The organism is Sphingopyxis sp. H115 (assembly GCF_001468465.1).
Taxonomy (GTDB): domain Bacteria; phylum Pseudomonadota; class Alphaproteobacteria; order Sphingomonadales; family Sphingomonadaceae; genus Sphingopyxis.
Genome location: NZ_LNSA01000006.1, coordinates 1 through 23,289 on the forward strand (window position 1 = coordinate 1; position 23,289 = coordinate 23,289).

20 protein-coding genes and 2 tRNA genes are annotated in these 23,289 nt (G+C 67.2%); 5 read left to right on the top strand and 17 right to left on the bottom strand.

What is annotated here, in order from left to right; translation table 11 throughout:
• Positions 1-106: 106 nt before the first annotated feature.
• The 7 genes from ATE71_RS06135 to ATE71_RS06165 are packed head-to-tail and all read right to left on the bottom strand — an operon-like array spanning position 107 to position 6,878.
• On the bottom strand, positions 107-796 hold the full coding sequence (locus tag ATE71_RS06135; protein WP_058802563.1) for a nitroreductase: 690 nt from the start codon (positions 794-796) through the stop codon (positions 107-109).
• Positions 783-1,652 carry an RDD family protein gene (locus tag ATE71_RS06140; protein WP_058802564.1) on the bottom strand — a complete coding sequence of 290 codons (870 nt, stop codon included), beginning with the start codon at positions 1,650-1,652 and terminating at the stop codon, positions 783-785. The genes ATE71_RS06135 and ATE71_RS06140 overlap by 14 nt, the downstream gene beginning before the upstream one ends.
• On the bottom strand, positions 1,649-2,689 hold the full coding sequence (locus ATE71_RS06145; protein WP_235587924.1) for a stage II sporulation protein M: 1,041 nt from the start codon (positions 2,687-2,689) through the stop codon (positions 1,649-1,651). The genes ATE71_RS06140 and ATE71_RS06145 overlap by 4 nt, the downstream gene beginning before the upstream one ends.
• Positions 2,686-4,002, bottom strand: a complete 1,317-nt coding sequence (locus ATE71_RS06150) for a DUF58 domain-containing protein (protein ID WP_058802565.1) — start codon at positions 4,000-4,002, stop codon at positions 2,686-2,688. Before ATE71_RS06150 ends, ATE71_RS06145 begins: the two co-directional genes overlap by 4 nt.
• The gene (locus tag ATE71_RS06155) at positions 3,999-4,961 is read right to left on the bottom strand and encodes an AAA family ATPase (RefSeq protein ID WP_082665106.1); all 963 of its coding nucleotides are present in this window, start codon (positions 4,959-4,961) and stop codon (positions 3,999-4,001) included. The genes ATE71_RS06150 and ATE71_RS06155 overlap by 4 nt, the downstream gene beginning before the upstream one ends.
• A complete protein-coding gene (locus ATE71_RS06160; RefSeq protein WP_058802681.1) occupies positions 4,951-6,186 on the bottom strand; it encodes a DUF4350 domain-containing protein in 1,236 nt (411 codons plus the stop codon). Before ATE71_RS06160 ends, ATE71_RS06155 begins: the two co-directional genes overlap by 11 nt.
• On the bottom strand, positions 6,183-6,878 hold the full coding sequence (locus ATE71_RS06165) for a DUF4129 domain-containing protein (RefSeq protein WP_058802567.1): 696 nt from the start codon (positions 6,876-6,878) through the stop codon (positions 6,183-6,185). Before ATE71_RS06165 ends, ATE71_RS06160 begins: the two co-directional genes overlap by 4 nt.
• A gap of 165 nt (positions 6,879-7,043) precedes the next feature.
• Between ATE71_RS06165 and ATE71_RS06170 the strand changes: the two genes are divergently transcribed.
• Both ATE71_RS06170 and ATE71_RS06175 read left to right on the top strand, forming a co-directional pair.
• On the top strand, positions 7,044-9,245 hold the full coding sequence (locus ATE71_RS06170; protein WP_058802568.1) for a dehydrogenase E1 component subunit alpha/beta: 2,202 nt from the start codon (positions 7,044-7,046) through the stop codon (positions 9,243-9,245).
• The gene (locus tag ATE71_RS06175; protein ID WP_058802569.1) at positions 9,242-10,294 is read left to right on the top strand and encodes a hypothetical protein; all 1,053 of its coding nucleotides are present in this window, start codon (positions 9,242-9,244) and stop codon (positions 10,292-10,294) included. The genes ATE71_RS06170 and ATE71_RS06175 overlap by 4 nt, the downstream gene beginning before the upstream one ends.
• Before the next feature lie 168 nt (positions 10,295-10,462).
• On the opposite strand, the gene ATE71_RS06180 is transcribed toward ATE71_RS06175, so the two are convergent.
• On the bottom strand, positions 10,463-11,116 hold the full coding sequence (locus tag ATE71_RS06180; RefSeq protein WP_058802570.1) for a response regulator transcription factor: 654 nt from the start codon (positions 11,114-11,116) through the stop codon (positions 10,463-10,465).
• A 200-nt stretch (positions 11,117-11,316) separates the two neighbouring features.
• Between ATE71_RS06180 and ATE71_RS06185 the strand changes: the two genes are divergently transcribed.
• On the top strand, positions 11,317-12,885 hold the full coding sequence (locus ATE71_RS06185; protein ID WP_058802571.1) for an aldehyde dehydrogenase (NADP(+)): 1,569 nt from the start codon (positions 11,317-11,319) through the stop codon (positions 12,883-12,885).
• A 74-nt stretch (positions 12,886-12,959) separates the two neighbouring features.
• On the opposite strand, the gene ATE71_RS22455 is transcribed toward ATE71_RS06185, so the two are convergent.
• Complete coding sequence (locus tag ATE71_RS22455; protein WP_160328016.1) at positions 12,960-13,097, bottom strand: hypothetical protein; 138 nt, start codon at positions 13,095-13,097, stop codon at positions 12,960-12,962.
• 72 nt (positions 13,098-13,169) lie between these two features.
• On the opposite strand from ATE71_RS22455, the gene ATE71_RS22040 reads away from it, so the two are divergent.
• The gene (locus ATE71_RS22040) at positions 13,170-13,448 is read left to right on the top strand and encodes a hypothetical protein (RefSeq protein WP_152998658.1); all 279 of its coding nucleotides are present in this window, start codon (positions 13,170-13,172) and stop codon (positions 13,446-13,448) included.
• 31 nt (positions 13,449-13,479) lie between these two features.
• On the opposite strand, the gene ATE71_RS06190 is transcribed toward ATE71_RS22040, so the two are convergent.
• The 7 genes from ATE71_RS06190 to ATE71_RS06215 all read right to left on the bottom strand — a co-directional run bounded on the left by ATE71_RS06190 (position 13,480) and on the right by ATE71_RS06215 (position 20,934).
• The gene (locus ATE71_RS06190; RefSeq protein WP_058802572.1) at positions 13,480-14,562 is read right to left on the bottom strand and encodes an alpha/beta fold hydrolase; all 1,083 of its coding nucleotides are present in this window, start codon (positions 14,560-14,562) and stop codon (positions 13,480-13,482) included.
• A 141-nt stretch (positions 14,563-14,703) separates the two neighbouring features.
• Positions 14,704-14,778 (bottom strand) — tRNA-Glu (locus ATE71_RS06195).
• A gap of 51 nt (positions 14,779-14,829) precedes the next feature.
• A tRNA-Glu gene (locus tag ATE71_RS06200) sits at positions 14,830-14,905 on the bottom strand.
• 114 nt (positions 14,906-15,019) lie between these two features.
• Positions 15,020-16,786, bottom strand: coding sequence for a single-stranded-DNA-specific exonuclease RecJ (gene recJ, locus ATE71_RS06205; RefSeq protein ID WP_058802573.1), 1,767 nt, complete (start codon positions 16,784-16,786; stop codon positions 15,020-15,022).
• Complete coding sequence (locus ATE71_RS06210) at positions 16,783-18,300, bottom strand: PH domain-containing protein (protein WP_235587925.1); 1,518 nt, start codon at positions 18,298-18,300, stop codon at positions 16,783-16,785. Before ATE71_RS06210 ends, recJ begins: the two co-directional genes overlap by 4 nt.
• A complete protein-coding gene (locus ATE71_RS22820) occupies positions 18,297-18,830 on the bottom strand; it encodes a PH domain-containing protein (protein ID WP_235587926.1) in 534 nt (177 codons plus the stop codon). Before ATE71_RS22820 ends, ATE71_RS06210 begins: the two co-directional genes overlap by 4 nt.
• Positions 18,831-18,972: 142 nt before the next feature.
• Positions 18,973-20,934, bottom strand: a complete 1,962-nt coding sequence (locus tag ATE71_RS06215; protein WP_058802575.1) for an alkyl/aryl-sulfatase — start codon at positions 20,932-20,934, stop codon at positions 18,973-18,975.
• A gap of 99 nt (positions 20,935-21,033) precedes the next feature.
• Between ATE71_RS06215 and ATE71_RS06220 the strand changes: the two genes are divergently transcribed.
• A complete protein-coding gene (locus ATE71_RS06220; RefSeq protein ID WP_058802576.1) occupies positions 21,034-21,516 on the top strand; it encodes a flavodoxin family protein in 483 nt (160 codons plus the stop codon).
• A gap of 180 nt (positions 21,517-21,696) precedes the next feature.
• Here ATE71_RS06220 and ATE71_RS06225 read toward each other — a convergent pair whose 3' ends face one another.
• On the bottom strand, positions 21,697-23,253 hold the full coding sequence (locus tag ATE71_RS06225; protein WP_058802577.1) for an amino acid permease: 1,557 nt from the start codon (positions 23,251-23,253) through the stop codon (positions 21,697-21,699).
• Between the last annotated feature and the right edge of the window lie 36 nt (positions 23,254-23,289).

The window sequence follows — 23,289 nt, forward strand, 5'->3', positions numbered from 1 at the left end:
GGCGGCGGCGGAGCTTCGGTCCGCGGGATCGCCGCGCAACCCGCCGCCGCCAGCATCAGCGTGCCGACGACGCCGTAGCGAAAAACCCCAAGTCTGCCGTTCATCCTCAAAATCCCTGCCAATCGATCACTTCTTCGAGTTCGGCGCGCGGCACCGGCCACCGGTTCACCGCCGCATCCCGGTCGGCATAGCCGATCGCAAGCCCGGTGAATAAGATCTGCCCTTCGTCCAGCCCGAGCGCGGCCCGGACCGTCTTGCCGTACATCGCCCAGCATTCCTGCGGACAGCTGGCAAGCCCGGCTTCGACGAGCAGCAGCATCACCGATTGCAACCACATGCCCATGTCCGACCATTGCGGCGGACCCATGATGCGCGAGCAATGGAGGAAAAGCATCACCGGTGCGCCGAACCCCCGATAATTCTCCACGAACTGAGCGATCCGTCCGGCCTTGTTGTCGCGTGGAATGCCGAGCGCGCCATACAGCGCCTCGCCGACGCCGAAGCGGCGGGCTTCCCAGGGCTCGGTCAAGCCCTTGGGGTAGATGTCATATTCGGGTTCGTAACCGTCGCGGCCCATTGCGATCCGTGCCGCGACCGCATCCTTCACCGCCGCCCAGCGGTCGCCGGTCACCACGGTCGCCTGCCAGGGCTGGAGATTGCCGCCCGACGGGGCGCGCTGCGCCGCGGCAAAGATATCGCTGAGCAGCGCCGGGTCGACCGGCGTATCGGTAAAGGCGCGCACCGACCGACGCGCGTGCAGAGCCTCGGTAACGGAAAGCGGGTCAGTCGCTGGCATATTTATCCTCTCGCCTCTTGCCGAACAGCAGCTTGCGTTCGAGCCGGGCCTTCAACTGGCGGTAGTAGGAAAGGAGGAAAGCGTCATCCTCTTCGGCCACGGGGCGTCCGATCTTGGCGCGGATCGCATCGGCCACCTCGCGCATCGCGCGCGGGTCGCGCCCGCGCAGCACGCGCTCGAGTTCCTGCAGTTCAAAAATGCCATAGACCGAAAGCTCGGCTTCGGTGAAACTCATTGCGTCGGCGGCGGCATCGACGCCGATATCGGCGTCGAGCTTGACGCGCTGCGCCATCACTACCCAGGTGCCGGCGATCAGGTCGCCCATCCGCATTCGGTCGCGATTGAACAGCAAGAACAGGCTGAGCGTCAGCGACCAGACAAGACCCGCGATGATCGTCCACGCCGATGCCATGTCTTCGGCCGCCGCAACGCCCATCATCATCAGCGGCAGAAAAAGTTCGAGTTCACGGATCAGGTTGCGCGCGACCACCGCGTCGGCGGTCAGTCGGCCGCCGTCGCGCGCGACGACGCGAATGCCCATCAGCCTTTTCCCCGGCGTCGCCGCGCGCGACCCGAGCTCGAAACCGATGAACCAGAAGGTCCGCAGCAGGAAAGCGCCGAGCATCCAGATGACCACCGTCATGTCGGATTGCGACCCGAAGCCGATCCAGATCATCAGCAGGGTGAAGAGGATCAGCGTCACAAGGATGAGAATGACGTCGGTCATCAGCGCGCCAAGACGCAGCCCCGAACTCGCGATTTTCAGTTCGAGGTCGACGCCTTCGGGCGTGATGAACTGGCGAACTTTTTTCGCGTCGGCTTCACGATGCTTCGCATGGGTCGCGGCGGCGGTCATGCCACGTCCTCGCGCCGCGGAATGTAATAATATGCGAGCCAGAACAGCAGCATCAACGACCCGATGGCATAGCGCAGCATGGTATCGGTGATGAGCTGGCGCCCGAATCCTTCGAGCAGCCCCGCGACGAACAGCATCACTATAACCCCGACCATCACCTTGCCCGCGGTTCGTCCGGCGTCAGCCGCAGCCTGCAATCGCCCCCTCGCGCCGGGAAAGACGACGGCGGCACCGATGCGGAGCCCCGCGGCACCCGACAGGGCCGCGGCGAATAATTCGGTGGTGCCGTGAATGAACAGCCAGCCGCCGAAATCGAACCCCAGCCCCTTCGCCGAGAAGACCGCGATCATCGCGCCGAGACCGATCCCCTGATAATATTCGAGCATCATCGTCGGCACGCCGAAGGCAAAGCCGAGCGCGAAGGACAGGATCGACACGCGGCTGTTGTGCGTGAACAAATAGGTCGCGAAGATGTGCAGCGCGCTTTCGCTCTCGTCGGCCGCGGCTTTGCCGTGGCCGATCGTCGATTGCAGGAATTCCGCGGTGGCGCGCGGGTCGCGTCCGCCCGACATGTCTTCGTCGACGAAGTTGAAATACCATTCGGGATTGTTCGCGACGAGCGAATAGCTGGTCAGCGCGCCGAGCAGGATGATCAGCGCGATGACGATCGTTTCCTTCCACACCGATCGCACCGCGGCGGGCCAATCGTAAAGGAAAAAGCGGCGGATCCGGCTCCAGCGGCTCTCGCGCACGCCATAGACGAGGAAATAGCCGCGAATCGACAGGGCTTCGAGATGATCGAGCAGTGCCTTGTCGAGGCTGGTGGCGCGCGCGATCGACAGCGACGACAATGTCGCGCGATAGAGCAGGGGCAGCTGCAGCAACTCATCGCTGGTCAGCGCCTTCGCGCCCTTTTTCTCGAGCTTGCCGAGCAGCAGGTCGAAGGCGATCCAGTCGGCTTCGCGTTCGGCGCGGAACCGGCTGGTCGAAAAGCTCGGTGCTTCGATCGTGCGCGAAGGGGCCGCGGGCGAGATCACAGGCTGCCCGCCCTTTTGATGCCGAGATAGGCTTCGACCGCGTTCGCACCCATCGCGTCGGCGGGCACCTCGAGGACGTCGGCGCCCAGCCGCTGGAGCCGCGCGATCACCAGCTGGCGATCGCGCAGCATCGCCGCCGCGACGTTCGACCGGGTGACGTCGGCGCCGGTTTCCGGGCGGCGGCGTTCCTCGCTCTCGACTTCTTCGTCGCGGATCACCACGAACAGCAGCCGGTGTTTCTTGACCAGCCGCCCGGCCGCCCGGATCATCAGGGCGGCGCTCGTCGCGTCAGTGAATTCGGTGAACAGGATGATCAGCGAGCGGCGGTTGAGCTGCGCGCTCAGGGTGGTCAGCGCGAGGGTGAAATTGCTTTCGACATGCGCATAGTCGATCAGGCTGGCAGCGCGCTGCAGCGCCGGGAAATCCTGCGTGTGCATATAGGCGGGGGTTAGCGCCTGCGGCTTGGCGGCGAAGGAGAACAGGCTGATCCGGTCGTTCATCTTCAGCCCGACATAGGCGAGCAGCAGCGCCGCCGACACCGCGCGGTCGACGCGCGGCATGTCGCCGACGGGTTCGGCCATCGTGCGCCCGCTGTCGATCGCCAGGACGACGCGATTGTCGCGCTCGACGCGATATTCCTTGGCCAGCAGCTTGACGTGGCGCGCCGATGCGTTCCAGTCGATCGCGCGCCGGTCCATCCCCGGCTGATATTCGGCGAGCGCTTCGAACTCGGTGCCTTCCCCGCGCAGGCGCTGCTGGCGCAGCCCGAACCAGCTGTTGCGCTGGAACAGACGGCTCCCCTCCTCGGTGACCGCGCGCAGGCTGGGGACGATATTGATCGCGCCGTCGATCGGGAATTTGCGCTGTTTCCAAAGCAGGCCAAGCGGCCCGGCCCAGCGGACCCACAGCGCCTCGACCCGCGCCTGTCCGCGCCGCGACGCGGCAAGCGGGATGGTGCGCAGCAGCCGGTCGCCAGCGTCGGTTCGGCGCATGTCGCCGGCAAGCCGCCCGCCTTCCACCAGCCGCTCGTCGAGTGCGAGTGCGATCTCGGCGCGCAGCGGAACTGCGGCACCGCCGGCGGCGAGCGACAGGTTGAAGCGATCGCCGACGCCGACCTGATGCGGAAAGCGCGCGTCGAGGCTGAGCTGGCGCGGGCTCGCTCCCGCGATGGCGTCGAGAAACAGGCAGGCGAGGATGACGGCGATCCAGCCGGGCGCGACAAGCCACAATTCGGGCCGCACGAGCCCGAGCGCAAGCGCCATCGGGGCGCCCAGCAGCAGCAGATATATCGCCCGCCGCGTCGGATAGATCACCTCGGGACTTCCTCGCGTTCGAGCAGCGCCGCGACGACCTGCTCGACATTCCGGCCCTCGATCTCGGCCGCCGCCGACAGGATGACGCGGTGGCGCAACACCCCAGCGGCGAGCCGCTGGATATCATCGGGGATCACATAGTCGCGCCCGTCGAGCGCCGCCGCAGCGCAGGCCGCGCGGGCGAGCAGTGTCGCGGCGCGTGGGCTGGCGCCGCATTCGAGGTCGGCGCTCTCGCGCGTCGCGCGGACGAGCCGGACGATATAATCGACGATCTCCTCGGCGAGCCGGACCGACGCGATCGTATCGATCGCGGCTTCGATCGTCTTGGCATCGGCAACCTGCGCGACGCCGAAATCGCCAACCACCGGGCTTTTGAAGCGCCCGCCATGATCGGCAACGATGCGGCGTTCCTCGGCGGCGTCGGGATAATCGACGACGAGCTTGAACAGGAAGCGGTCGAGCTGCGCCTCGGGCAGCGGATAGACGCCCTGCTGTTCAATCGGGTTCTGCGTCGCGAGCACGGTGAAGCGCGGACTCATCGCGTGCGGTTCGCCATTGATCGTCACGCGCCGTTCCTGCATCGCCTCGAGCAGCGCCGCCTGCGTCTTGGGCGGGGTGCGGTTGATTTCGTCGGCGAGCAGCAGTTCGGTGAAGATCGGGCCCTTGGTGAGCGTGAAGCTCGAGGTCTGGAAGTTGAACAGGTTCGATCCTAAAATGTCGCCGGGCATCAGGTCGGGAGTGAACTGGATGCGCCCGAAATCGAGCCCAGTCGCCCGCGCGAAGGCCTGGGCGAGCAGGGTCTTCGCAGTTCCCGGCGGACCTTCGAGCAGGACATGGCCGCCCGCGAGCAGCGCGATGGTCACCATGCGGGTCAGCGGGCCCTGCCCGAACACGGCCTTGGCGACCTCGCCCTCGATCGCGGCGCCGAGTGCCCGCACGTCCTCGATATTAGCCGTCACGGAGTAGATCCTTCCTGATGTCGTGCAGCGCCTGTGCGCCCTCTAGAAACTCATGGGTGTTGCGCGCGAGCGGCAGGCGCCGCGCAAGGCTCGAAAAAAGCTCGCTGTCCTTGCGCAGATGCCGGTCGATCCACGCATCGGTTTCGGCATCGCCCAATCCGGCGGGGGCGTGCAGGCGGCGGGCGATCGCGGTGCGCTGGCTCCTCACAAAGGCGTCCGCCCCGTCGAGTTCGCGCCGCGCCTGCTTGATCAGGTCGGCGCTGTTCGCGATCAGCGCGGCCTTCGACACCGGGATTGCGCGTCCGGGGCGGAGCGCCGGGCCAAAGCGCATCCATGCCTGCCACAGCGCCAGCAGGCCGGCCGCGATCAGGCAGAGCGTGATGCCGATGAATGGCGGGACGAAGGCGAAACGCAGCAGCGAGCGCCCGCTGCCGAAGCCATTGAGCGTCAGGTCGAACGCCAACGCGTCGGCTTCGGCATCCTCAGCAACGGCGTCGATCAGCATGGCGGCCGCCCGCGCGCTGTCGCGATCGGCAAAGGCGAGGTTGTTCACAAGGTCGGGCTCGGACAGGATATAGATATTATCGCGGCGATGCTTCGCGAGCAGCGCCCCGCCGTGCGGAAAGCCGACGAGCGTATCGAAATCGTTGGCGACGAGGATTTGCGAGCGAAGACCGCGGAGCGGGACCGACAGGCGGTGCCCGGCGATGGTCCCCGTCGCGGTGACGCCCCGCGCATGCGGTTCGCTGGCGATCCGTTCGACTTTTCCAGCGATCGGAGGCAGCAGGCGGGGCGAGGGGGTCAACGGAAAGCCGCCCGCAGCCCAGCCGGGCTTTTCGGGATGCTTGCCCGTCTGCCATTTGGGCAGGACGATCAGCGCCGGCCCGCCGCGATGCCCCTTGAGGATACGGGCAATCTCGTCGGGCTTGGTCCGATGGGTCGGCGTCAGGACGAGCAGCTCGCGCCACTCGCCGTCGTAGAAGGGCGCCTCTTCGCTGCGCCGCAGTTCGACACTAGCCCCGGCGCGTTCGACCAAGTCGACAATCCCGGCATAGCCCGGCGCGGCTTTCGACAGCGCATGGCCGCCGCCGTCATTGCCACTCGAAAGCTGGGGGCCGAGCGCAATCAGCGCCCAGAGCGCGATGAAAGCGATCACGCCGATCGCGACCAGTCCGGCCATCAGCCGTGGGTTAAACCCGTGATCGCTGGTGTCGGCGCCGCTCATGCCCGCGCCCAATTCTGCGGCACCGTCATTTCGGCGTAAGCGGCGCGGCACTGGCTCCAAGCGCCGCTGTCGATCGCGCGCCCCCCGAACAGGCTGATTTCGACCGCGCGCGCGATACGGCTGAACGCGTCGCGCGCAACCGAGGGCAGGTCGCGCGCTTCGGCGAGTTCGCGCGAGGTCATCGCGGGCTTCACCAGCCCCGGGCGCCGGCCCTCGATATCCTCGACGCTGCGATAGAGCAGCAGGTGGACCGCTTCGGCAAAGCGGCCCTCGGCGGCGAGTGCGTCGGCCTCGGCGAGCAGCGCGCGCGCCGCGCCCGCCTCGGCCAGCCCAACGCCGTCGGGTTCCTCGTCACCTTCGGCCTTGCGACGGAAGCGGAGGGCGTCGATCCAGCGGGCGAAGCCAGGAACGAAAAAATAGAGCAGCAGCAATGCGATGATGGTCACCGCGATCCACAACAGCGGCGTGGCCACCGGCGCGCTCCACCGAAAAAAACTTCCGATCGCCTCGGTCAGCGACTTCAGCCATTCGGGTACGTCTGGCGGTGGCGGTGGCGGGGGGAAGCCGGTCTGGATCTCGCCCCCCGCGATCGTCTGACTATAGGCGGGATCGACCAGTTCGGGATCGACCAGCCATCCCGCACTGTGCGGGTCCGACGCGGTCGAGGCTTGTGCGATCCACAAGGATATCATGTTGAAATTGTGGTCCCGCCCCGGTCGTTCATCGGCAATGGTGGTAGCGCGAGCGGGTGAGGCAAGGCAAGAGATGCTTGCGCGCCGGGCGGCCCCGTTCTAGCGCGCGGCGAAATCGGCCGGTTCGTTACGCTCGTAACCAGCGCCGCGATATAGGAGAGACAGGTGGACGCGGCGCAAGCGGTACATGAAAAATTCCTAGCGGCGCTGGCGGCGGGACGCTTGCCCGGCCGGGCCGACGCGCCCGATCCGACGGCAGCGGGCCTGTCGCGCGCCGAGGCAACCGATATCTTCCTGTCGCAGCTCACCAGCCGCCAGATGGACCGGCTGTCGCGCCACCTTCAGGCGCGCGGCGAGGGTTTCTACACGATCGGATCGTCGGGGCACGAGGGCAATGCCGCGGTCGCCGCGGCGCTGCGCGTTACCGACATGGCGTTCCTCCACTATCGCTCGAACGCCTTTCAGCTCCATCGCGCACGCCAGCTTCCGGGCGGTACCCCGACATGGGACATGTTGCTGAGCTTCGCCGCCTCGTCCGAGGATCCGATTTCCGGCGGCCGGCACAAGGTCATCGGCTCGAAACCGCTGGCCATCCCGCCGCAAACCTCGACGATCGCCTCACACCTTCCCAAGGCGGTCGGGGCGGCCTTTTCGATCGGGATTGCGCGGCGGCAAGGGATGAAGGATTTGCCGCTGCCCGACGATGCGGTGGTGCTCACCAGCTTCGGCGACGCCTCGGCGAACCATTCGACCGCGCAGGGGGCGTTCAACACCGCGGGTTGGGCGGCGTTCCAGGGTTCTCCCATGCCGCTGATCTTCCTGTGCGAGGACAATGGCATCGGCATTTCGACGCGCACCCCGACGGGCTGGATCGAGGCGCAGTTCCGCCACCGCGCGGGGCTCCATTATATCCAGTGCGACGGCACCGACCTCGCCGCGGCCTATTCCGGCGCGAAAGAAGCCGCCGACTATGCGCGGCGCACGCGCAAGCCGGTGTTCCTGCACATGGCGACGGTGCGGCTTTACGGTCACGCCGGTTCTGACGTGCAGGGCGCCTATCTTCCCAAGGCGTTGATCGAGGCCGACGAAGCGCGCGATCCGCTGCTGAAGGGCGCGGCGCTGATGGCCGAGCAGGGCTGGATGACGCCCGGCGAGATCGCCGAAGCCTATGAGGAGATCGGCGCGACGCTGGCGCGACAGGCCGAGGCCGCGATCCTGCGCCCGAAGATCACGACGCCGGCGCAGGTTATGCAAAGCCTGATCCCACCGAAGCGCGATTTGACGCGCGCGAACACGCCGTCGGGCGAGGACCGCAAGGCAATGTTCGGCAGCGACGCGGGCCAGATGGACAAGCCGATGCACATGGCGCGGCTGCTCTCCTGGGCGCTCGCAGACCTGATGCTCGCGCACAAGGAAATCGCCGTGATGGGCGAGGATGTCGGGCCCAAGGGCGGCGTCTACAACGTCACCGCCAAGCTCCACCAGCGCTTCGGTTCGTCGCGCGTGATCAACACGCTGCTCGACGAGCAGGCGATCCTCGGGCTTGCGATCGGCATGGCGCACAATGGGTTCGTGCCGATGCCCGAAATCCAGTTCCTCGCCTATGTCCACAATGCCGAGGACCAGATCCGCGGCGAGGCAGCGACATTGAGCTTCTTTTCCGACGGCCAATATACCAACCCGATGGTGATCCGCATCGCGGGGCTGGGGTATCAAAAGGGGTTCGGCGGGCATTTCCACAACGACAACAGCCTCGCGGTCTTTCGCGACATTCCGGGCGTCATCCTCGCGGTGCCGTCGAACGGGCGCGATGCGGTGGCGATGCTGCGCGAATGCGTACGGTTGGCGCGCGAGGAGCAGCGCGTCGTCGTCTTCGTCGAACCAATCGCGCTCTATATGACCCGCGACCTCCACGAAGAGGGCGACGGCCTGTGGACCAGCGTCTACGAGGCGCCGGGCGTGGGCGCGCCGATCGCCTTCGGCGACGTCGGTGTCCATGGCGACGGCAGCGACCTCGCGATCGTCACCTATGGCAATGGATATTATCTCTCGCGGCAGGCCGAGAAATTGCTCGCCGCCGATGGCGTGAAAGCGCGCGTCATCGATCTGCGTTGGCTCGGCCCGGTCGACGAAGAGAAACTGGTGGCGGCCGTCGGCGATGCGAAGCGCATCCTGATCGTCGACGAATGCCGCATCACCGGCTCGCAGAGCGAGGCGCTGATGGCGACCTTCGTCGAACGCACACCCGAGAAGAAATTGAAGCGGATTGCCGCCGACGACAGCTTCATCCCGCTCGGCAAGGCGGCGACGCTGACGCTGCCGAGCCGCGATTCGATCTATGCCGCCGCGAAGGAGCTTCTGGCATGAGCGCGCGCAAGACCGCGCTGGTCGTCGCGCCGGGGCGCGGAACCTATGGCAAGAGCGAACTCGGCAGTATCGGGCGGCTGCACGGCGCGCGCTTCGCCGCGCAGATCGCGAACTTCGATGCCCAGCGCCGCGACCGCGGCCAGCCGACCGTTACCGAGCTCGACGGCGCCGACCGCTTCAGCGTTTCGACGCATATGCGCGGCGATGTGGCGGCGCCATTGATCTATGCTGCGACCGCGCTCGACTGGCTCAGTATCGACCGCGACACGTTCGACGTAGTTGCCGTGGCGGGCAATTCGATGGGCTGGTACAGCGCGCTCGCGCTCGGCGGCGCGGTATCGATCGAAGACGGGTTCCGTATCGCGAACGCGATGGGGCTTAACAGCCAGACGCACGGCCCCGGCGGGCAGATATTGCTGCAGGTGGTCGACGAGGGTTGGCGTCCGGTCCCCGGCCTTCGCGAGAGGCTGTTCGACCTTGTCGCCGATATCAACGTTCGCGCGAACCACACGCTGGCGCTGTCGATCGATCTCGCCGGGATGCTGGTGTTCGCTGGCAATGAGGAAGGCCTTGCCGCCTTGCTCGCCGAAGCGCCGCCGACGCCGGGGCGCGATCCGCTGCGCCTTGCGGGGCACGGCCCCTTCCACACGCCGCTGATGTTCGGCAGCTCGGACAAGGCGAAGGCCGAACTGCCGCCCTCGCTGTTCGGGCGTCCCGCGCTGCCGATGGTCGACGGCCGCGGCCACGTCTGGCGCCGCTTTTCGTCGGACTCCGCCGACCTGTGGGATTACAGCTTCGGGCACCAGATCCTCGCGCCCTATGATTTCGCGCTGTCGGTGCAGGTGGCGATGCGCGAATATGCGCCCGACGTCGTGATCCTGCCCGGCCCGGGCGACACGCTGGGCGGCGCGATCGCGCAGTCGCTGATCGGTATCGGCTGGCAGGGGATCGCGAGCAAGGCCGACTTCGCCGCGCGGCAGGCGGCCGACCCCGTGCTGCTGTCGATGGGCCGTGCCGAACAGCGCGGGCTCGTCACCGGACTGCAATAGGGCCGACGGAGAGGAACGTCTCCGCCGGCCCTGTCGGTGGCGCGGGGTCAGGTGGGGTTGACCCCGCGCGGATGAACGGCAGCGCCCATGGGGACCAACTCAAAGGCGGTGCGCCGTTCATCATCCTTATAGGAGCTTTGCAGCCGCATCGGCCGGGGGACACCGCGATCATGCACCGAAACGGACCGGATTGGCCGGGGGGGCGTCGGCATATTCGGCGATGAAGCGCAGGCGCAGCAATTCGGCGACATTGCCCGCGCCCGCGCGGCGCATGATATTCGCGCGATGCACCTCGACCGTCCGCGGGCTGAGCGCGAGCTGCCGAGCGATTGCCTTGTTGCCGAGCCCCGCCGCGATAGCGTCCAATATGTCGCGTTCGCGCGGCGTCAGCGCCGCCAGCCGTTCTTCGGCCTCGCGATGCCGCGCCAGCCGGTCCTGCCGCAGACGCCAGTCGCCGAGCGACCGGTCGATCGCCCGGCGAACCAGGCCCGGATCGAGCGGCGCGGGCAGCAGGTCCTGTGCTCCGCCGCGAAGGATCGCGCGCGATTCGACGATATCGAGCCGATCGGCGGCGACGAAGATCGTCGTTCCCGCGCGTCCCGCAACGCGCTCAAGCAGCGCCGCACCGCTCATCCGGCCCGGCTGGCGCCAGTGAAAGAGCAGGATGCCGCCGTCGCGGTCGGCGCCGGCGTCGATCCAGTCGTCGGCGCTTGCAAAGCTGCGAACGATGCGCCCGCCGCCGCCCGCGAGCAGGCGAAAACAGGCTGCACGCTCGATCGGGTCGGGCAGGACGAGATGGATATGGCCCCCGGCGTCACTCACCGGGCGATGCTGCCGTACGCGACGCCGCAGGCCCAGCGCAGGTCGATCGGTTTTCGCGCCATTGCGGAAACAGTCGCCGCGACTTGACCAAAATCGTATACGATGCGACGAGACACTCTCCGCGGAATCGCCCACCACGACGAAAACAGCCAGGGCCTCGCCGACCCCATTCCTCCCCCGGGAACGATGAAGGACGATATATGATTGCTGGTTCGATACTGATCGGCGCGGCCGAAGATAGCGCGGCGGAAAGTTTTGCCGCGGTCGACCCCGCGACCGGCGAGGCGATGGCACCTAAGTTCGCCGCGGCCGATCCTGGACATGTCGACCGTGCCTGCGTACTCGCCGACGCCGCCTTCGCGAGCTTTTCCGAAACCGCTCCTGGCGAACGCGCCGCCTTTCTGGAGGCGATCGCCGACGGTATCGCCGCGATCGGCGACGCGCTGATCGAGCGCGCGATGGCCGAGAGCGGCCTGCCGCGCGCGCGGCTCGAAGGGGAACGCGGCCGCACGATAGGACAGCTCAGGATGTTCGCCGCCTTCGTGCGCGCGGGCGACTGGCTGCATGCGACGATCGACCCGGCGATGCCCGATCGCGCGCCGCTGCCGCGCCCCGACCTGCGCCGCCGCCATGTCGCGCTCGGCCCGGTGGCGGTGTTCGGCGCGAGCAATTTCCCGCTCGCCTTCTCGGTCGCCGGCGGCGACACGGCGTCGGCGTTTGCCGCCGGCTGTCCCGTCGTCGTCAAGGGCCACCCCGCACATCCCGGCACGGGCGAACTGGTCGCGCGCGCGATCCGCGCGGCGGTCGCAAGCTGCGGCCTACACGAAGGCGTCTTTTCCTATCTCCCCGGACCGTCGAACGCGCTCGGCGCCGCGCTCGTCGCGGATCCGCGGATCAGGGCGGTCGGTTTCACCGGGTCGCGCAGCGGCGGACTTGCGCTGATGCGCATCGCAGCCGCGCGCGCCGAGCCGATCCCCGTCTATGCCGAAATGAGCAGCATCAACCCCGTCATCCTGTTTCCTGCCGCGCTGCAAAATCGCGCCGACACGCTGGGCGAAGCCTTCGCCCAGTCGCTGACGATGGGTGCGGGGCAATTTTGCACAAACCCCGGGCTGCTGGTCGCAATCGGCGGCCCCGACTTCGACCGCTTCGTCGCGGCGGCAGGCGCGGCGCTGGCGGGCATTGCGCCGGCGACGATGCTCACCCCCGCGATCCACGCGAGCTTTGAAAGCGGGGTCGCGGCGCTCGAAGGACATCAGGGAACGCAGCTTGCCGCCCGCGGCGCCGATGGCCCCGGCGCCTGCGCGGCGCTGTTCGTCACCGACGCGGCGACCTTCGGCGGCGATGCCGCGCTTGGCCATGAAGTGTTCGGCGCTTCCTCGATCATCGTGCGGTGCCGCGATATCGACGAGGTGGCGTCGGTCGTCGCGGGGCTGGAGGGCCAGCTCACCGCCACGCTCCAGCTCGACGCCGACGACGAGGTGCTGGCGGCGCGGCTGCTGCCACTAATCGAACGCAAGGTCGGACGCATTCTCGCCAACGGCTGGCCGACGGGGGTCGAAGTGTGTCACGCGATGGTGCACGGCGGGCCCTATCCCGCGACGTCCGACGGTCGCAGCACCTCGGTCGGCACGCTCGCCATCGAACGCTTCCTGCGCCCGGTCAGCTATCAGAACCTGCCCGAAAGCCTGCTGCCGGCGGCGCTGAAGCCCGCCAACCCGTGGCACATCGCGCGCCGCGTCGACGGTGTGCGCATCGCGGGCGATTGAAGGGACATCCCGGCCCAGAAAGGGGGGTGACCATATCGCTACGGCCGCCCCAGTGGTCAGGATGACGGAAAATCTTACGGCGCCGCAGCGATTTCGGGCAGCGCGGCGTTGAAACCCGGGAGGCTGACCCCGCCGCCGGCGATGAACTGGTCGAGCCGCGCTTCGCCGAAAGGGAAGCGAGCGAAAGGGAAGCGGCACCGGACCGCGGACATGCGGCGCGACGGCGCATCGCCAGATCTTCGTGATTACGCCGCAACCTGCCCGACGAGCTGGTCGCGCTGATCGTGGAGAAGGATGTACTGCGCAGCGTTCGCGCAAATTACATTATCGGCGATTATCGGCGGAAACATCTGGCGAAATGTGCTGAGGTCGAGGCGCGGCAGGCGAAAATGCCAGCGGCGGCGGCGAATGCCGAACGCTGGCGGCGGCTCGAGGCGATGGACGACAATCAGGACGTGCAGGCGCGGAGTGCTGACGGAGGAGCGACCAGCGCGACGTCGCCGCGCTCTCGAGGCGCCTGCGGCGTCGCCCCCCTCTCCATGGCTTCGCCGCGAGGAGGATAAACCTCTGCAATCGGTCGCTTTCTTCCGCGCTCTAGCCGCCGCTCCGCGCAAGGAGGTCGATCAGGTCGGCCTTCCAATGGACCGCCCAGGTGTGCGTGCCATGGCCGCGCGTGGCGTCGCTTTCGGCGATCAGGCGAAAGCGCGCATTGGGCATCCGTTTTAGCGCCTGCTGCGGAATGTCCAGGTTGCGCGGATTGATGAAGTCGTCGGCCGAGTTGATCCACGTCATCGGCGCGGTGATCTTTTCGAGATGGGGCCAGGGATTATAGGTCCGCGACGATTCGAACTGATAGATCATGTCGTTGGCGTCACGGTTCGCGATATCGCGCGCGACCCGTTCGCGCACATAGGTGGCTGCGGCATCGCGCGTAGGATAATTTTTCTGAAGGTTCAGCGGCGCGCCGCCCGCGACCACGGACAGTGACGCCGCAGTGCGCAAGCCCAGATGTGGCTGGCTTTTATACTCGCCGCCCATCCACGCCGGGTCGGCCTTGATCCCGTCAATCAGCATCTGGCGCCACATGCGGTTCAATCCCGCAATCTCGACCGGCTGGCACGCCAGCGGCATCAGCGCCTGCGCAAAATCGGGATAGGCCTCGCCCCAGATGAAACCGTGCATGCACCCCATCGATGTACCCATGATCAGGCGCAGCTTCGTGATACCCAGTCCCTCGGTGAGCATCCGGTGCTGCAATTCGACCATGTCGGCATAATCATATCGGGGAAATTTCATGCGGAGCCCGTCCGACGGCTTCGACGAGGCGCCATGACCGATATTGTCGGGCAGGATGATATAATAGCGATCGATGTCGAGCGGCTGGCCTGGGCCGTAGAGTTCGTCGGCGAATTGCGGTTGCAGGAATTGCTTGCCGCTGCCGCCTGTGCCGTGGAGGATCATCACCGCATTGTCGATCTCGCCCTTGGCATTTCGGTGCGGCGTGCCGAGGGTCGTATAATGGATTCGCACCGCCGGCATCGCCTCGCCCGATCGGAAGCGGACATCGCGGATCGTGACGTCGCTTTCCTTCGTCGCCCATTTCGGCGGCGCGGCGGCCGGAGGCGTAGCCGGGGTGGCCGGCTGCATGGCGAGCAGGGCCAGGGTCAGAAACGTCATCGCTTTTCCTTCGGCATGTCGCGATCCGCCCGCGCAGTGATCGGCATTTCGGGGCGGACGGCGCCGCACGGCGCCGGCGCATATCGTATACTAAATGCCGGAGCGGGCGCGTCAATCGATGATGCGACGAATATGCGAAACTGGTGACCCCTACGGGAATCGAACCCGTGTTTCAGCCGTGAGAGGGCCGCGTCCTGACCGCTAGACGAAGGGGCCTTGAGGGTCGGAGATTTTGCAGAACGGGGAGCCGACCGCTCCCGTGACCGATGGTGACCCCTACGGGACTCGAACCCGTGTTTTCGCCGTGAAAGGGCGACGTCCTAGACCGCTAGACGAAGGGGCCGTCTGATCGGTGAGCGGGCGCCTTAGACGGGCCTTCCGGTGCGGTCAAGCGCGGTGGCGCGGTCGCACGCAAAAATGTTGCGTCGCGGCATGCCGACCGGCCGGCGACCCGCCTTCAATCGGCCCAGGCTGCATCCTCCAGATGTAGTTCGGCGGCGGGCCGGCTGCCCCAATCGTCGCGTTTCGCGCGGCCCGCGAGCCACAGCTTGCGCCCGCGGGCGTTCAGCAGCGTCTGCCCCAACTCGGTCTCCGCGCTGCGAAACGCGACCGCCTTGAACCGCGCGCCATCGTCGCCCGACACAATTAGCCGGACATGGTCGGTGCCAACGATCCCCGATTCGACGATTCGCACCGGCCCGGTCGCGACGCGCGGCGCGGGCCAGCCGGCGCCATAGGGCCCGGCGCTTTCGATCGCGTCGCACCACAGCGGATTAATGCCCCTCGGCGCGAGCACCGCGTCGATCAGCAGCGGCTTGTCGCCGCTCGCGCGCTCGACGTCGGCGGCGAGCCGGTCGTTCAGGAAGGCGCCGAGCGCGTCGACCTTGTCGGCGGCGACGGTCAACCCCGCCGCCATCGCATGGCCGCCACCCGCGACGAGCAGGCCGCTCTCTTTCGCAGCAAGGATCGCGGCGCCCAGGTCGACGCCGCCAATCGAGCGTCCCGACCCCTTGCCGACGCCATCCTCGTCGAGCGCGATCACGATCGCGGGGCGGTGCAGCCTCTCCTTCAGCCGCCCGGCGACGATGCCGATCACGCCAGGGTGCCAGCCCTGGCCCGCGACGATCGCGACGGGGGCATTGCCGCACGCCGCGCTCGCGTCGATCGCCTGTTCGAGCACGGCAGCCTCGATCGCGCGCCGTTCCTCGTTGAGCCGGTTGAGTTCCTGCGCGATTTCGGCCGCTTCCTGCGGGTCCGAAGTCGTCAGTAGCCGCACGCCAAGGTCCGATTTGCCGACGCGGCCGCCGGCATTGATTCGCGGGCCGAGCGCAAAGCCCATATCGCTCGCGCCCGGCGGCTTGGTGAGGCGCGCGGCGTCCATCAGCGCGGCAAGGCCGATATTGCCGCGTCGGGCCATCACCTTCAGCCCTTGCGTGACGAGTGCGCGGTTGAACCCGGTCAGCCGCGCGACGTCGGCGACGGTGCCGAGCGCGACAAGGTCGAGCAGGTCGATCAGCGCGGGCTCGTCGCGATTCGCGAAAAAGCCGCGCGCGCGAAGCGTCCGGAGCAGCGCCGCGCCGAGCAGAAAGGCGACCCCGACCGCCGCCAGATTGCCGTGGATCGCCGCGTCCGCGTCCTCGTCGAGCCGGTTGGGGTTCACCAGCGCCAGCGCCGCGGGAAGCGTGGTCGCGCATTGGTGATGGTCGACGACGATCACCTCGACCCCGGCGGCATTGGCCTCGGCGATCGCATCGAACGCCTGCGCGCCGCAATCGACGGTGACGACCAGCTTCGACCCAGCCTCGCCGATCTTGACCAGCGCGGCGCCCGAGGGGCCATAGCCTTCCATCAGGCGGTCGGGGATATAAGCGCCCGCGGGCAGGCCGAGCGCGCGCAGCAGCCGCACGAGCAGCGCCGCCGAGGTCGCGCCGTCGACATCATAATCGCCGAAGATGGTGACCGCTTCGCCCTTTTCGACCGCGTCGGCCAGCCGCGCGGCGGCGGCGTCCATGTCGCGGAACAACGACGGATCGGGCATGAACCCGCGCAGCGTCGGCGTCCGCTGCCGGTCGAGGTCGTCGCGCGGCACCCCGCGCGCGAGCAGCAATTGCGTGACGAGGTCGTCGGGCGCGAGATTCTCTGCCCCGGTGTCGGCGCTCATCCGCCGCCAATGCCACGGCTGACCGAGGATCGAACGGGTGATACCCAGCGCCGCGTCGGTCATCGCCGGGCCCTCGCCGCGAGAATGCGGTCGCGCAGGCTGCGGGCGGTTTCGATCGGGATCGCGGGAATTTCGTGGCTCGCCAGCGAGCTGCCGCCGGGAACGCCGAAAACGAGCGTTGCGAGGCCGAGCGGGCGGAGGATGAAATCGGTCTTGAGGTCGATGCTCTGCACCGACGCGTGAGGCAGCAGGGTCATCTTGGGTGTCCACAGCCCGCGGCGAATCGCGACCTGATCGCCCATGTCGGTCCAGCGGTGGAAGCGCGCGCCGACCAGCGATCCGGCGGCGATCAACAGACCTGCGAGCGGGCCGAACCAGCCGAGCGGCTGCCCGAGCGAGACCGCGACTAGCCCGCCGGTCGTCGCGCCGAGCGCGCCGACCAGACCGCCGAGCGCGATGATCCGGTGGCTGTGCTGCCAGGCGGTGTCGGCATCGGGCCGCGCGATCGCGACCTCGGCGAGCACCGGGTCAACTTCGCCCAGCTTGCCAAAGGGAACCACCTGATGATCGCGTTCCTTCTCGCCATCGCTGGCAAGGCTTTGCAGGCGCAGTTCGTGCCAACCGAAACGCTGGCGCAGCCACCCGGTGACCAAGATCGCCGCCTGCACGCGCTTCACCGGCACCGCGACGTCGGTGCGCGTTGTGAGGCCCCGCGTGCGGCGGAGAGCGCGCGGCTCGCGCGTCAGCCGGAACGCCCAGTTGGCAAAGACCATCGTTACGATCCCGCTCGCGAAACCGATCAGCAGCAGCGAGACGATGCCGCCCACTGCCGCGATCCAGCGGTGCGCGAGCAGCCATTGGTCGAGCCCGTAATCCTCGGCGATGTCGATCCAGTCCATCGGGTTGAAGATGTTGAAATCGAACGGCAGCAGGTTGTCGAAAAACTGCATGCCCGCGCCGACCACCGCCAGCGCCGCGAGCGAAAAATTGAACAGGCCGGCGATCAGCAGCCGCCCCGGCCCCATCGCGAAGAGCAGCCGGTCGTCGGCCGGCCCCGCCGCCTCGGGCGAATCGGGAGCGGCGGCGGGCGCGGCAACCGCGCTGCTGCGATGCGCGCGGATCGTGGTGCGCAGCGCCTGCGCTGCGTCGAGGGCGATCGCGTCGAGGCTCGCGTCATTCTCCTTGCCCCCTGCGCCCGTTTCGAACCCGACCTTGGCGATGCCGAGAGCGCGCGACACCAGCCCCTGTTCGATGCTGACGTCCTGGATGCGGTCGAACGGGATGGTGCGGTGCTGGCGCGAAAAGACGCCGCTTTCGATCACCACCTCACCGTCGCCGACGACGAAGCGGAAGCGCAGCCACTGGAACCAGGCCGCGGCGAGTGAGATGAGGAGAAAGGCGCCGATCGCAGGCACGATCCAGACCCAGTTGCCGGTAAAACCCAAGGCGGCGACGGCGGGGAGGAATTGCAGCGAGCGCGGCCCCAGCTCGACGACCGCGAGCGCGAGCGTCGCGGGGTGCAACCGCTGCCAGTCCGGCTCGGCTTCGACCGTCGTTGTCGCGGCGGCGTCGTTCATGCGAAGTCGGTCTGGATATGGCGGCGGATCGTCTCGCGCATCGCGGCGGCGAGGTCGCTGCGCAGGCCGGGCAGCGTCACCGTGCTGTTGTGCGTCCCCGACGTGTGGACGATCAGGTGCGACAGGCCGAAGAGGCGCTCGACCGGCCCCTGCCCGACGTCGATATGCTGGACGCGCACAAAGGGCACGATCGTGTCGGTGCGGAACAGCCAGCCGCGCGCGACGCGGAGCTGTCCCTCGCCGATCTTGTATCCCCAGCGCTGCATGCGCCGCGACGGAAAGCTGACGATCATCACGATCGCGGCCAGCCAGGCGAGCGCGGTGATCAACCCATAGGGTCCCTCGATATGGCGGATCAGCAGATAGTCGAAGACGCTCGCCGCGATCGCAAGCGGGATCAGGTTGAGCGCGGTCGTGATGCGGAGCACCTGCGCATAGGCAGGATCGACGTGGTCGAGCCCTTCGGCGGCGTTGATCGCCTCTGCGTCGAAGGGATCGGTCGGGTGCGCGGCAGTGGCGGTATCGGTCATGAGCTTGTCTTTAAAGATATCGCCGGCGACTGACACCTAGAATTCCGTTCGCGTCGAGCGAAGTCGAGACACCGTGAGGTCGTGTGCCGACGACCGGCATTTCGACTTCGTTCGATGCGAGCGGATTCGAGAGCTGGCTGCCCTATGGGACAACCACATTGAAGCGCGGGTCGGCGGGCGGATGCAGCGCGAACCATGACATGAACGCCGCGCGGTCACCATCGATGCGGATCGCGCCCGACTGCATCAGCGCCGGGAACTGCGCCGCGCCCAGCATCACATCGTCGAGCGTCTTGCGGTCGAGCGTGATCGTCGCCGTCGGTGCGGCATCGGTGACGCCGTGGCGCGGCACCTCGACCCCGCCGCCCACGACGACGGCGACCGTCTCCTTGCTGTCGGGCAGTATGAACTGGAACGTCCCCTTCAGTGCCGCGCCCTTCGCGGCGTCGAAGCGCGTTGCGAGCGCGTCGAAGAAGACGGCAGTCGGGATGGCGCTGACGAAGCTGCGGCTCTGTCCGTTGCCCGACAGGCTTTCGATCGCGGTACCGCGCAGCGTCGCGGCCGCGGCGAGATAATAGTTCCGCCACGCACCCGATTCGGCCTGGTAGCCGAGTTGGTCATAGGCCGATGCGAGCGCGGCGCGTGCTTCCCGGTTATCGGGTTCGGCGAACACCAGCTTGTTCAGCAGCTCGGCCGCCCAGCGATAATCGCCCGCAGCCACCGCCGCCTGCCCCGCCGCGAGCAGCTTATCCGCGCCGCCCGCCAGCGCGACATATTTGGGTGCCGATTGTTTGGGCGGCAACGGGTTGAAATTCGCCGGGTTGCCGTCCCACCAGCCGAAATAGCGCTGATAGACCGCCTTCATGTCGTGGTTGAGCGTGCCATAATAGCCCCGCGTCGAGAAATCCCGCCCCTGCACCGGCGCCTCTGCCGTCTGATCGGCCAATTCGTGCAACGTCGCGCCGCGGTTCGCGAGGAACAGCGTGCGGTCGTGGACATAGCGGTATGCGTCGCGCTGGTTCGCGAGCAGCGCCGTCACCTCGCCTGCGCCCCAGGTTGGCCAATGATGCGACGCCATCGCGACCTCGGCCGAGCCGCCCCATTTGAGCAGCATCGCGTCGATCACCTTCGACCAGCGCAGCGCGTCGCGCACCTGCGCGCCGCGCAGAGTCAGGATATTATGGAGATTGTGGGTCACCACCTCGGTCGTGTGCAGCGCCTTGTAGGCGGGGATATAGAAAACAAACTCCGAGGGTGCCTCGGTCCCGCCCGCGTCGAGGAAATCGAACTCCAGCCCGTCGATCGTCAGCGTCCCGCCCTGTTCGGGCACGGTTTCGGTCGGCTCCATATAGCCGATCGTTCCCGACGACAGTTTTGGCCCCAGCCCGGTATCGACCTGCCCGGTGGGTCCGGGGGCCAGGATCGACCCGAACATATAGAGCGCACGCCGCCCCATCGCGGTGCCGGCAAGAATATTCTCCGACGTCGCTTCCTCCGAAAAACCGTGCGGCGCAATGATGCGGATATGGGCCTTCTTTACCTGCTCGGGGCTGACGATCCCGCCGACACCGCCGAAATGGTCGCTATGGCTGTGGCTAAAGATTACGGCCCGGATCGGCAGCTTGCCCGATTTCGCCTCGACCGTGTCGGCAAACAGCTTCCAGCTCGCCGCCGCGGCTTCTTCGGACAAGAGCGGGTCTACGACGATCCATCCCGTCTTGCCGCGGATGATCGTCATCACCGACAGATCGTAGCCGCGCAGCTGCCAGATCTTGCCCGGCACCACTTCGAACAGACCATGCACCGCGTTCAGCCGCGCCTGTCGCCACAGCGACGGATTCACGGTGTCGGGCGCCTCGGGGGCGTCGAGAAACGCGTAGGACCGCCGGTCCCATATCGTCTTGCCATTCTTGTCGAGGATCACGCCTTCTGGAATTTCGGCCAGCTTTCCGCGCCGGGCATTGGCCTCGTCGCGTGGATCGCCTAGCGGCAGCCGCCCAGCGACTTCCGCCTGCGCGGTCCGCGTCGCCTCGCTCGCGGCATCTTGTGCGAGCGCCGCGAACGGCAGGCAACCCGCGAGCATCACGGTGGTCAGTCGTTGCATCGTCTCTCTCCCCTGTTGGCGCCCAGCTTGCGCCGCGCCGCGCGGCTTGGCAAGCGAGGGGTCGGCGATGCCGGCGGAGGCAGGATAGAGGATCGGCGCATGGAAGAATGTAAACTTCTTGTCATTTGGCACAGCCGCACCGGCGGCAGCCGCGCGCTGGCGGAGGCGGCGACCGACGGAGCGGCCGGCGCCCGGCTTGTCGCGGCGGACGATGTCACCCCGGAGCTGCTGCGCGCCGCCGGCGGCTATCTCTTCGTCGGCCCCGAAAATCTGTCCGCGCTGTCGGGTACGATGAAAGAGATGTTCGACCGCTGCTATTACCCCTGCCTCGGCAGGCTCGAAGGCCGACCCTATGCGACGATCATCTGCGCCGGTTCCGACGGCGAGAACGCCCAGCGCCAGCTCGACCGTATCGCGACCGGCTGGCGGCTGAAGCGCGTCGCCGACCCGCTGATCGTGAACACCGCCGCGCAGACACCCGAAGCGATCCTCGCGCCCAAGACGATCGCCGAAAATCGCCTCGCCGAAGCGCGCGACCTTGGCGCCGCACTGGCCGAGGGCATAGCGGCGGGCATTTTTTGAGCGGTGCGCGGGTCGGTCAAGCGGTGACCGGCGGCATTGGGGTGGTGATGAGCGGACTTTCCTTCCCCAGCCGGGGAGGAACGGCAGCAATCGGTCGCTAGCCGGCGCGAACCGTTTCACGCACTTGGCAAAAAAGAAAGGGGGCCGAAGCCCCCTTTCCCTTTTTGATCGTCCGAGCCGTCAGTTGAACGACGGTGCCGGTGGGACCGGCGGCGGCGGGGCGTCGCTGTCGTCCTCGTGGACCTCGACGATGCCACGGCCGACGTGGCTCTTGCGGTAGCCATAGAGGAAATAGAGAACGAGGCCGATGGCGCCCCAGACCGGCAGAACCATCTTCGCATCAAAGGGCAGGTTCAGGTAAAGGCCGAGCGTGCCGAGGACGGCGAGCGGCGCAACCACCCAGACCAGCGGCGTGCGGAACGGCCGATGGCGGCCCGGATCCTTGATGCGCAAGATCAGCACTGCGATCGCCACCATGAAGAAGGCGAAAAGCGTTCCCGAGTTCGAAATGTCGGCAAGCTTGCCGACCGGCAGGAAAGCGGCGAAGCAAGCGACGGCAACGCCGGTGATCATCGTCACGACGTGCGGAGTCTTCCACTTCGGATGGATCGTCGCGAGCTTTTCGGGCAGCAGCCCATCGCGCGCCATCACGAAGAAAATCCGCGTCTGGCCAAACAGCATGATCAGGATGACCGAGGGCAGCGCCAGGAAGGCGGCGATACCGATCGCATTGCCGATCGCGGGATAGCCGACTTCGCGCAGGACGTGCGCCAGCGCCTCGCGCGAGCAGACCAGAGGCTCCTGGCCCATAGCGGCGAGCGAAGCGCAGCGCTCGGCGAGCGCCGTTGAACCGGGCGAGAGAATCTCGCCGGCGGCACCGTTCACCGGCTGGGCGCCCATCGTGCCGATCGCGCCAGCGGCAACGAGGAGGTAGAAGACGGTGCAGATGCCGAGCGAGGCGATGAGCCCGATGGGGACATTCCGTTGCGGGTTCTTGGTTTCCTCGGCAGCGGTCGAGACCGCGTCGAAACCGACATAGGCGAAAAAGATCGAGGCCGCGGCGCCGACCGCGCCGAGCCCCGCCATCTGGCCGAACCAGCCGTTGGGCATGAAGGGATCGAAATTCTGGCCCTTCATCATGGGCAGCGTCAGGATGATGAACAAGGTCAGCGCGGTGACCTTGATAACCACAAGTACGGCATTCACGCGCGCGCTTTCGGTGGTGCCAATCATCAGCAACCAGGTGACGAGCAGTGCGATGACGAGCGCCGGCAGGTTGACGATGCCGCCCGCATAGGGCCCGACCGTCAGCTCCATCGGCAAGTTAATGCCCGCATTCGCCAGCAATCCGACGAAATAGCCGGACCAACCGACCGACACGGCCGATGCGGCGACCGCATATTCGAGGATGAGCGCCCAGCCGACCGTCCAGGCAAGCAGTTCGCCCATCACCGCGTAGGTATAGGTATAGGCGCTGCCCGAAACGGGCACCATCGAGGCCAGCTCCGAATAGCAGAGCGCTGCGACGACGCAGACGAGGCCCGCGATCACAAAGCTCCACATCATGCCGGGGCCTGCCTTTTGCGCGGCTTCGGCCGTCAGGACGAAGATACCGGTGCCGATGATGGCGCCGATACCGAGCATGGTGAGCTGGAAGGCTCCGAGCGTTCGATGGAGCGACTTTTTCTCGGCAGTCGCCAAGATGGCGTCGAGTGGTTTGACGCGGCCAAATATCATGTAGATGTCCCCTTTGGGGCCCGGTGCGGGCCCTTC

Coding starts and splice junctions, on each gene's coding strand:
- ATE71_RS06140 (WP_058802564.1), bottom strand. CDS start 1,652: ATGACCGCCGCCGCGACCCATGCGAAGCATCGTGAAGCCGACGCGAAA.
- ATE71_RS06220 (WP_058802576.1), top strand. CDS start 21,034: ATGGAAGAATGTAAACTTCTTGTCATTTGGCACAGCCGCACCGGCGGC.
- ATE71_RS22455 (WP_160328016.1), bottom strand. CDS start 13,097: ATGTCCGCGGTCCGGTGCCGCTTCCCTTTCGCTCGCTTCCCTTTCGGC.
- ATE71_RS06210 (WP_235587925.1), bottom strand. CDS start 18,300: ATGAACGACGCCGCCGCGACAACGACGGTCGAAGCCGAGCCGGACTGG.
- ATE71_RS06165 (WP_058802567.1), bottom strand. CDS start 6,878: ATGATATCCTTGTGGATCGCACAAGCCTCGACCGCGTCGGACCCGCAC.
- ATE71_RS06175 (WP_058802569.1), top strand. CDS start 9,242: ATGAGCGCGCGCAAGACCGCGCTGGTCGTCGCGCCGGGGCGCGGAACC.
- recJ (WP_058802573.1), bottom strand. CDS start 16,786: ATGACCGACGCGGCGCTGGGTATCACCCGTTCGATCCTCGGTCAGCCG.
- ATE71_RS22820 (WP_235587926.1), bottom strand. CDS start 18,830: ATGACCGATACCGCCACTGCCGCGCACCCGACCGATCCCTTCGACGCA.
- ATE71_RS06190 (WP_058802572.1), bottom strand. CDS start 14,562: ATGACGTTTCTGACCCTGGCCCTGCTCGCCATGCAGCCGGCCACCCCG.
- ATE71_RS06160 (WP_058802681.1), bottom strand. CDS start 6,186: ATGAGCGGCGCCGACACCAGCGATCACGGGTTTAACCCACGGCTGATG.
- ATE71_RS06135 (WP_058802563.1), bottom strand. CDS start 796: ATGCCAGCGACTGACCCGCTTTCCGTTACCGAGGCTCTGCACGCGCGT.
- ATE71_RS06215 (WP_058802575.1), bottom strand. CDS start 20,934: ATGCAACGACTGACCACCGTGATGCTCGCGGGTTGCCTGCCGTTCGCG.
- ATE71_RS06225 (WP_058802577.1), bottom strand. CDS start 23,253: ATGATATTTGGCCGCGTCAAACCACTCGACGCCATCTTGGCGACTGCC.
- ATE71_RS06185 (WP_058802571.1), top strand. CDS start 11,317: ATGATTGCTGGTTCGATACTGATCGGCGCGGCCGAAGATAGCGCGGCG.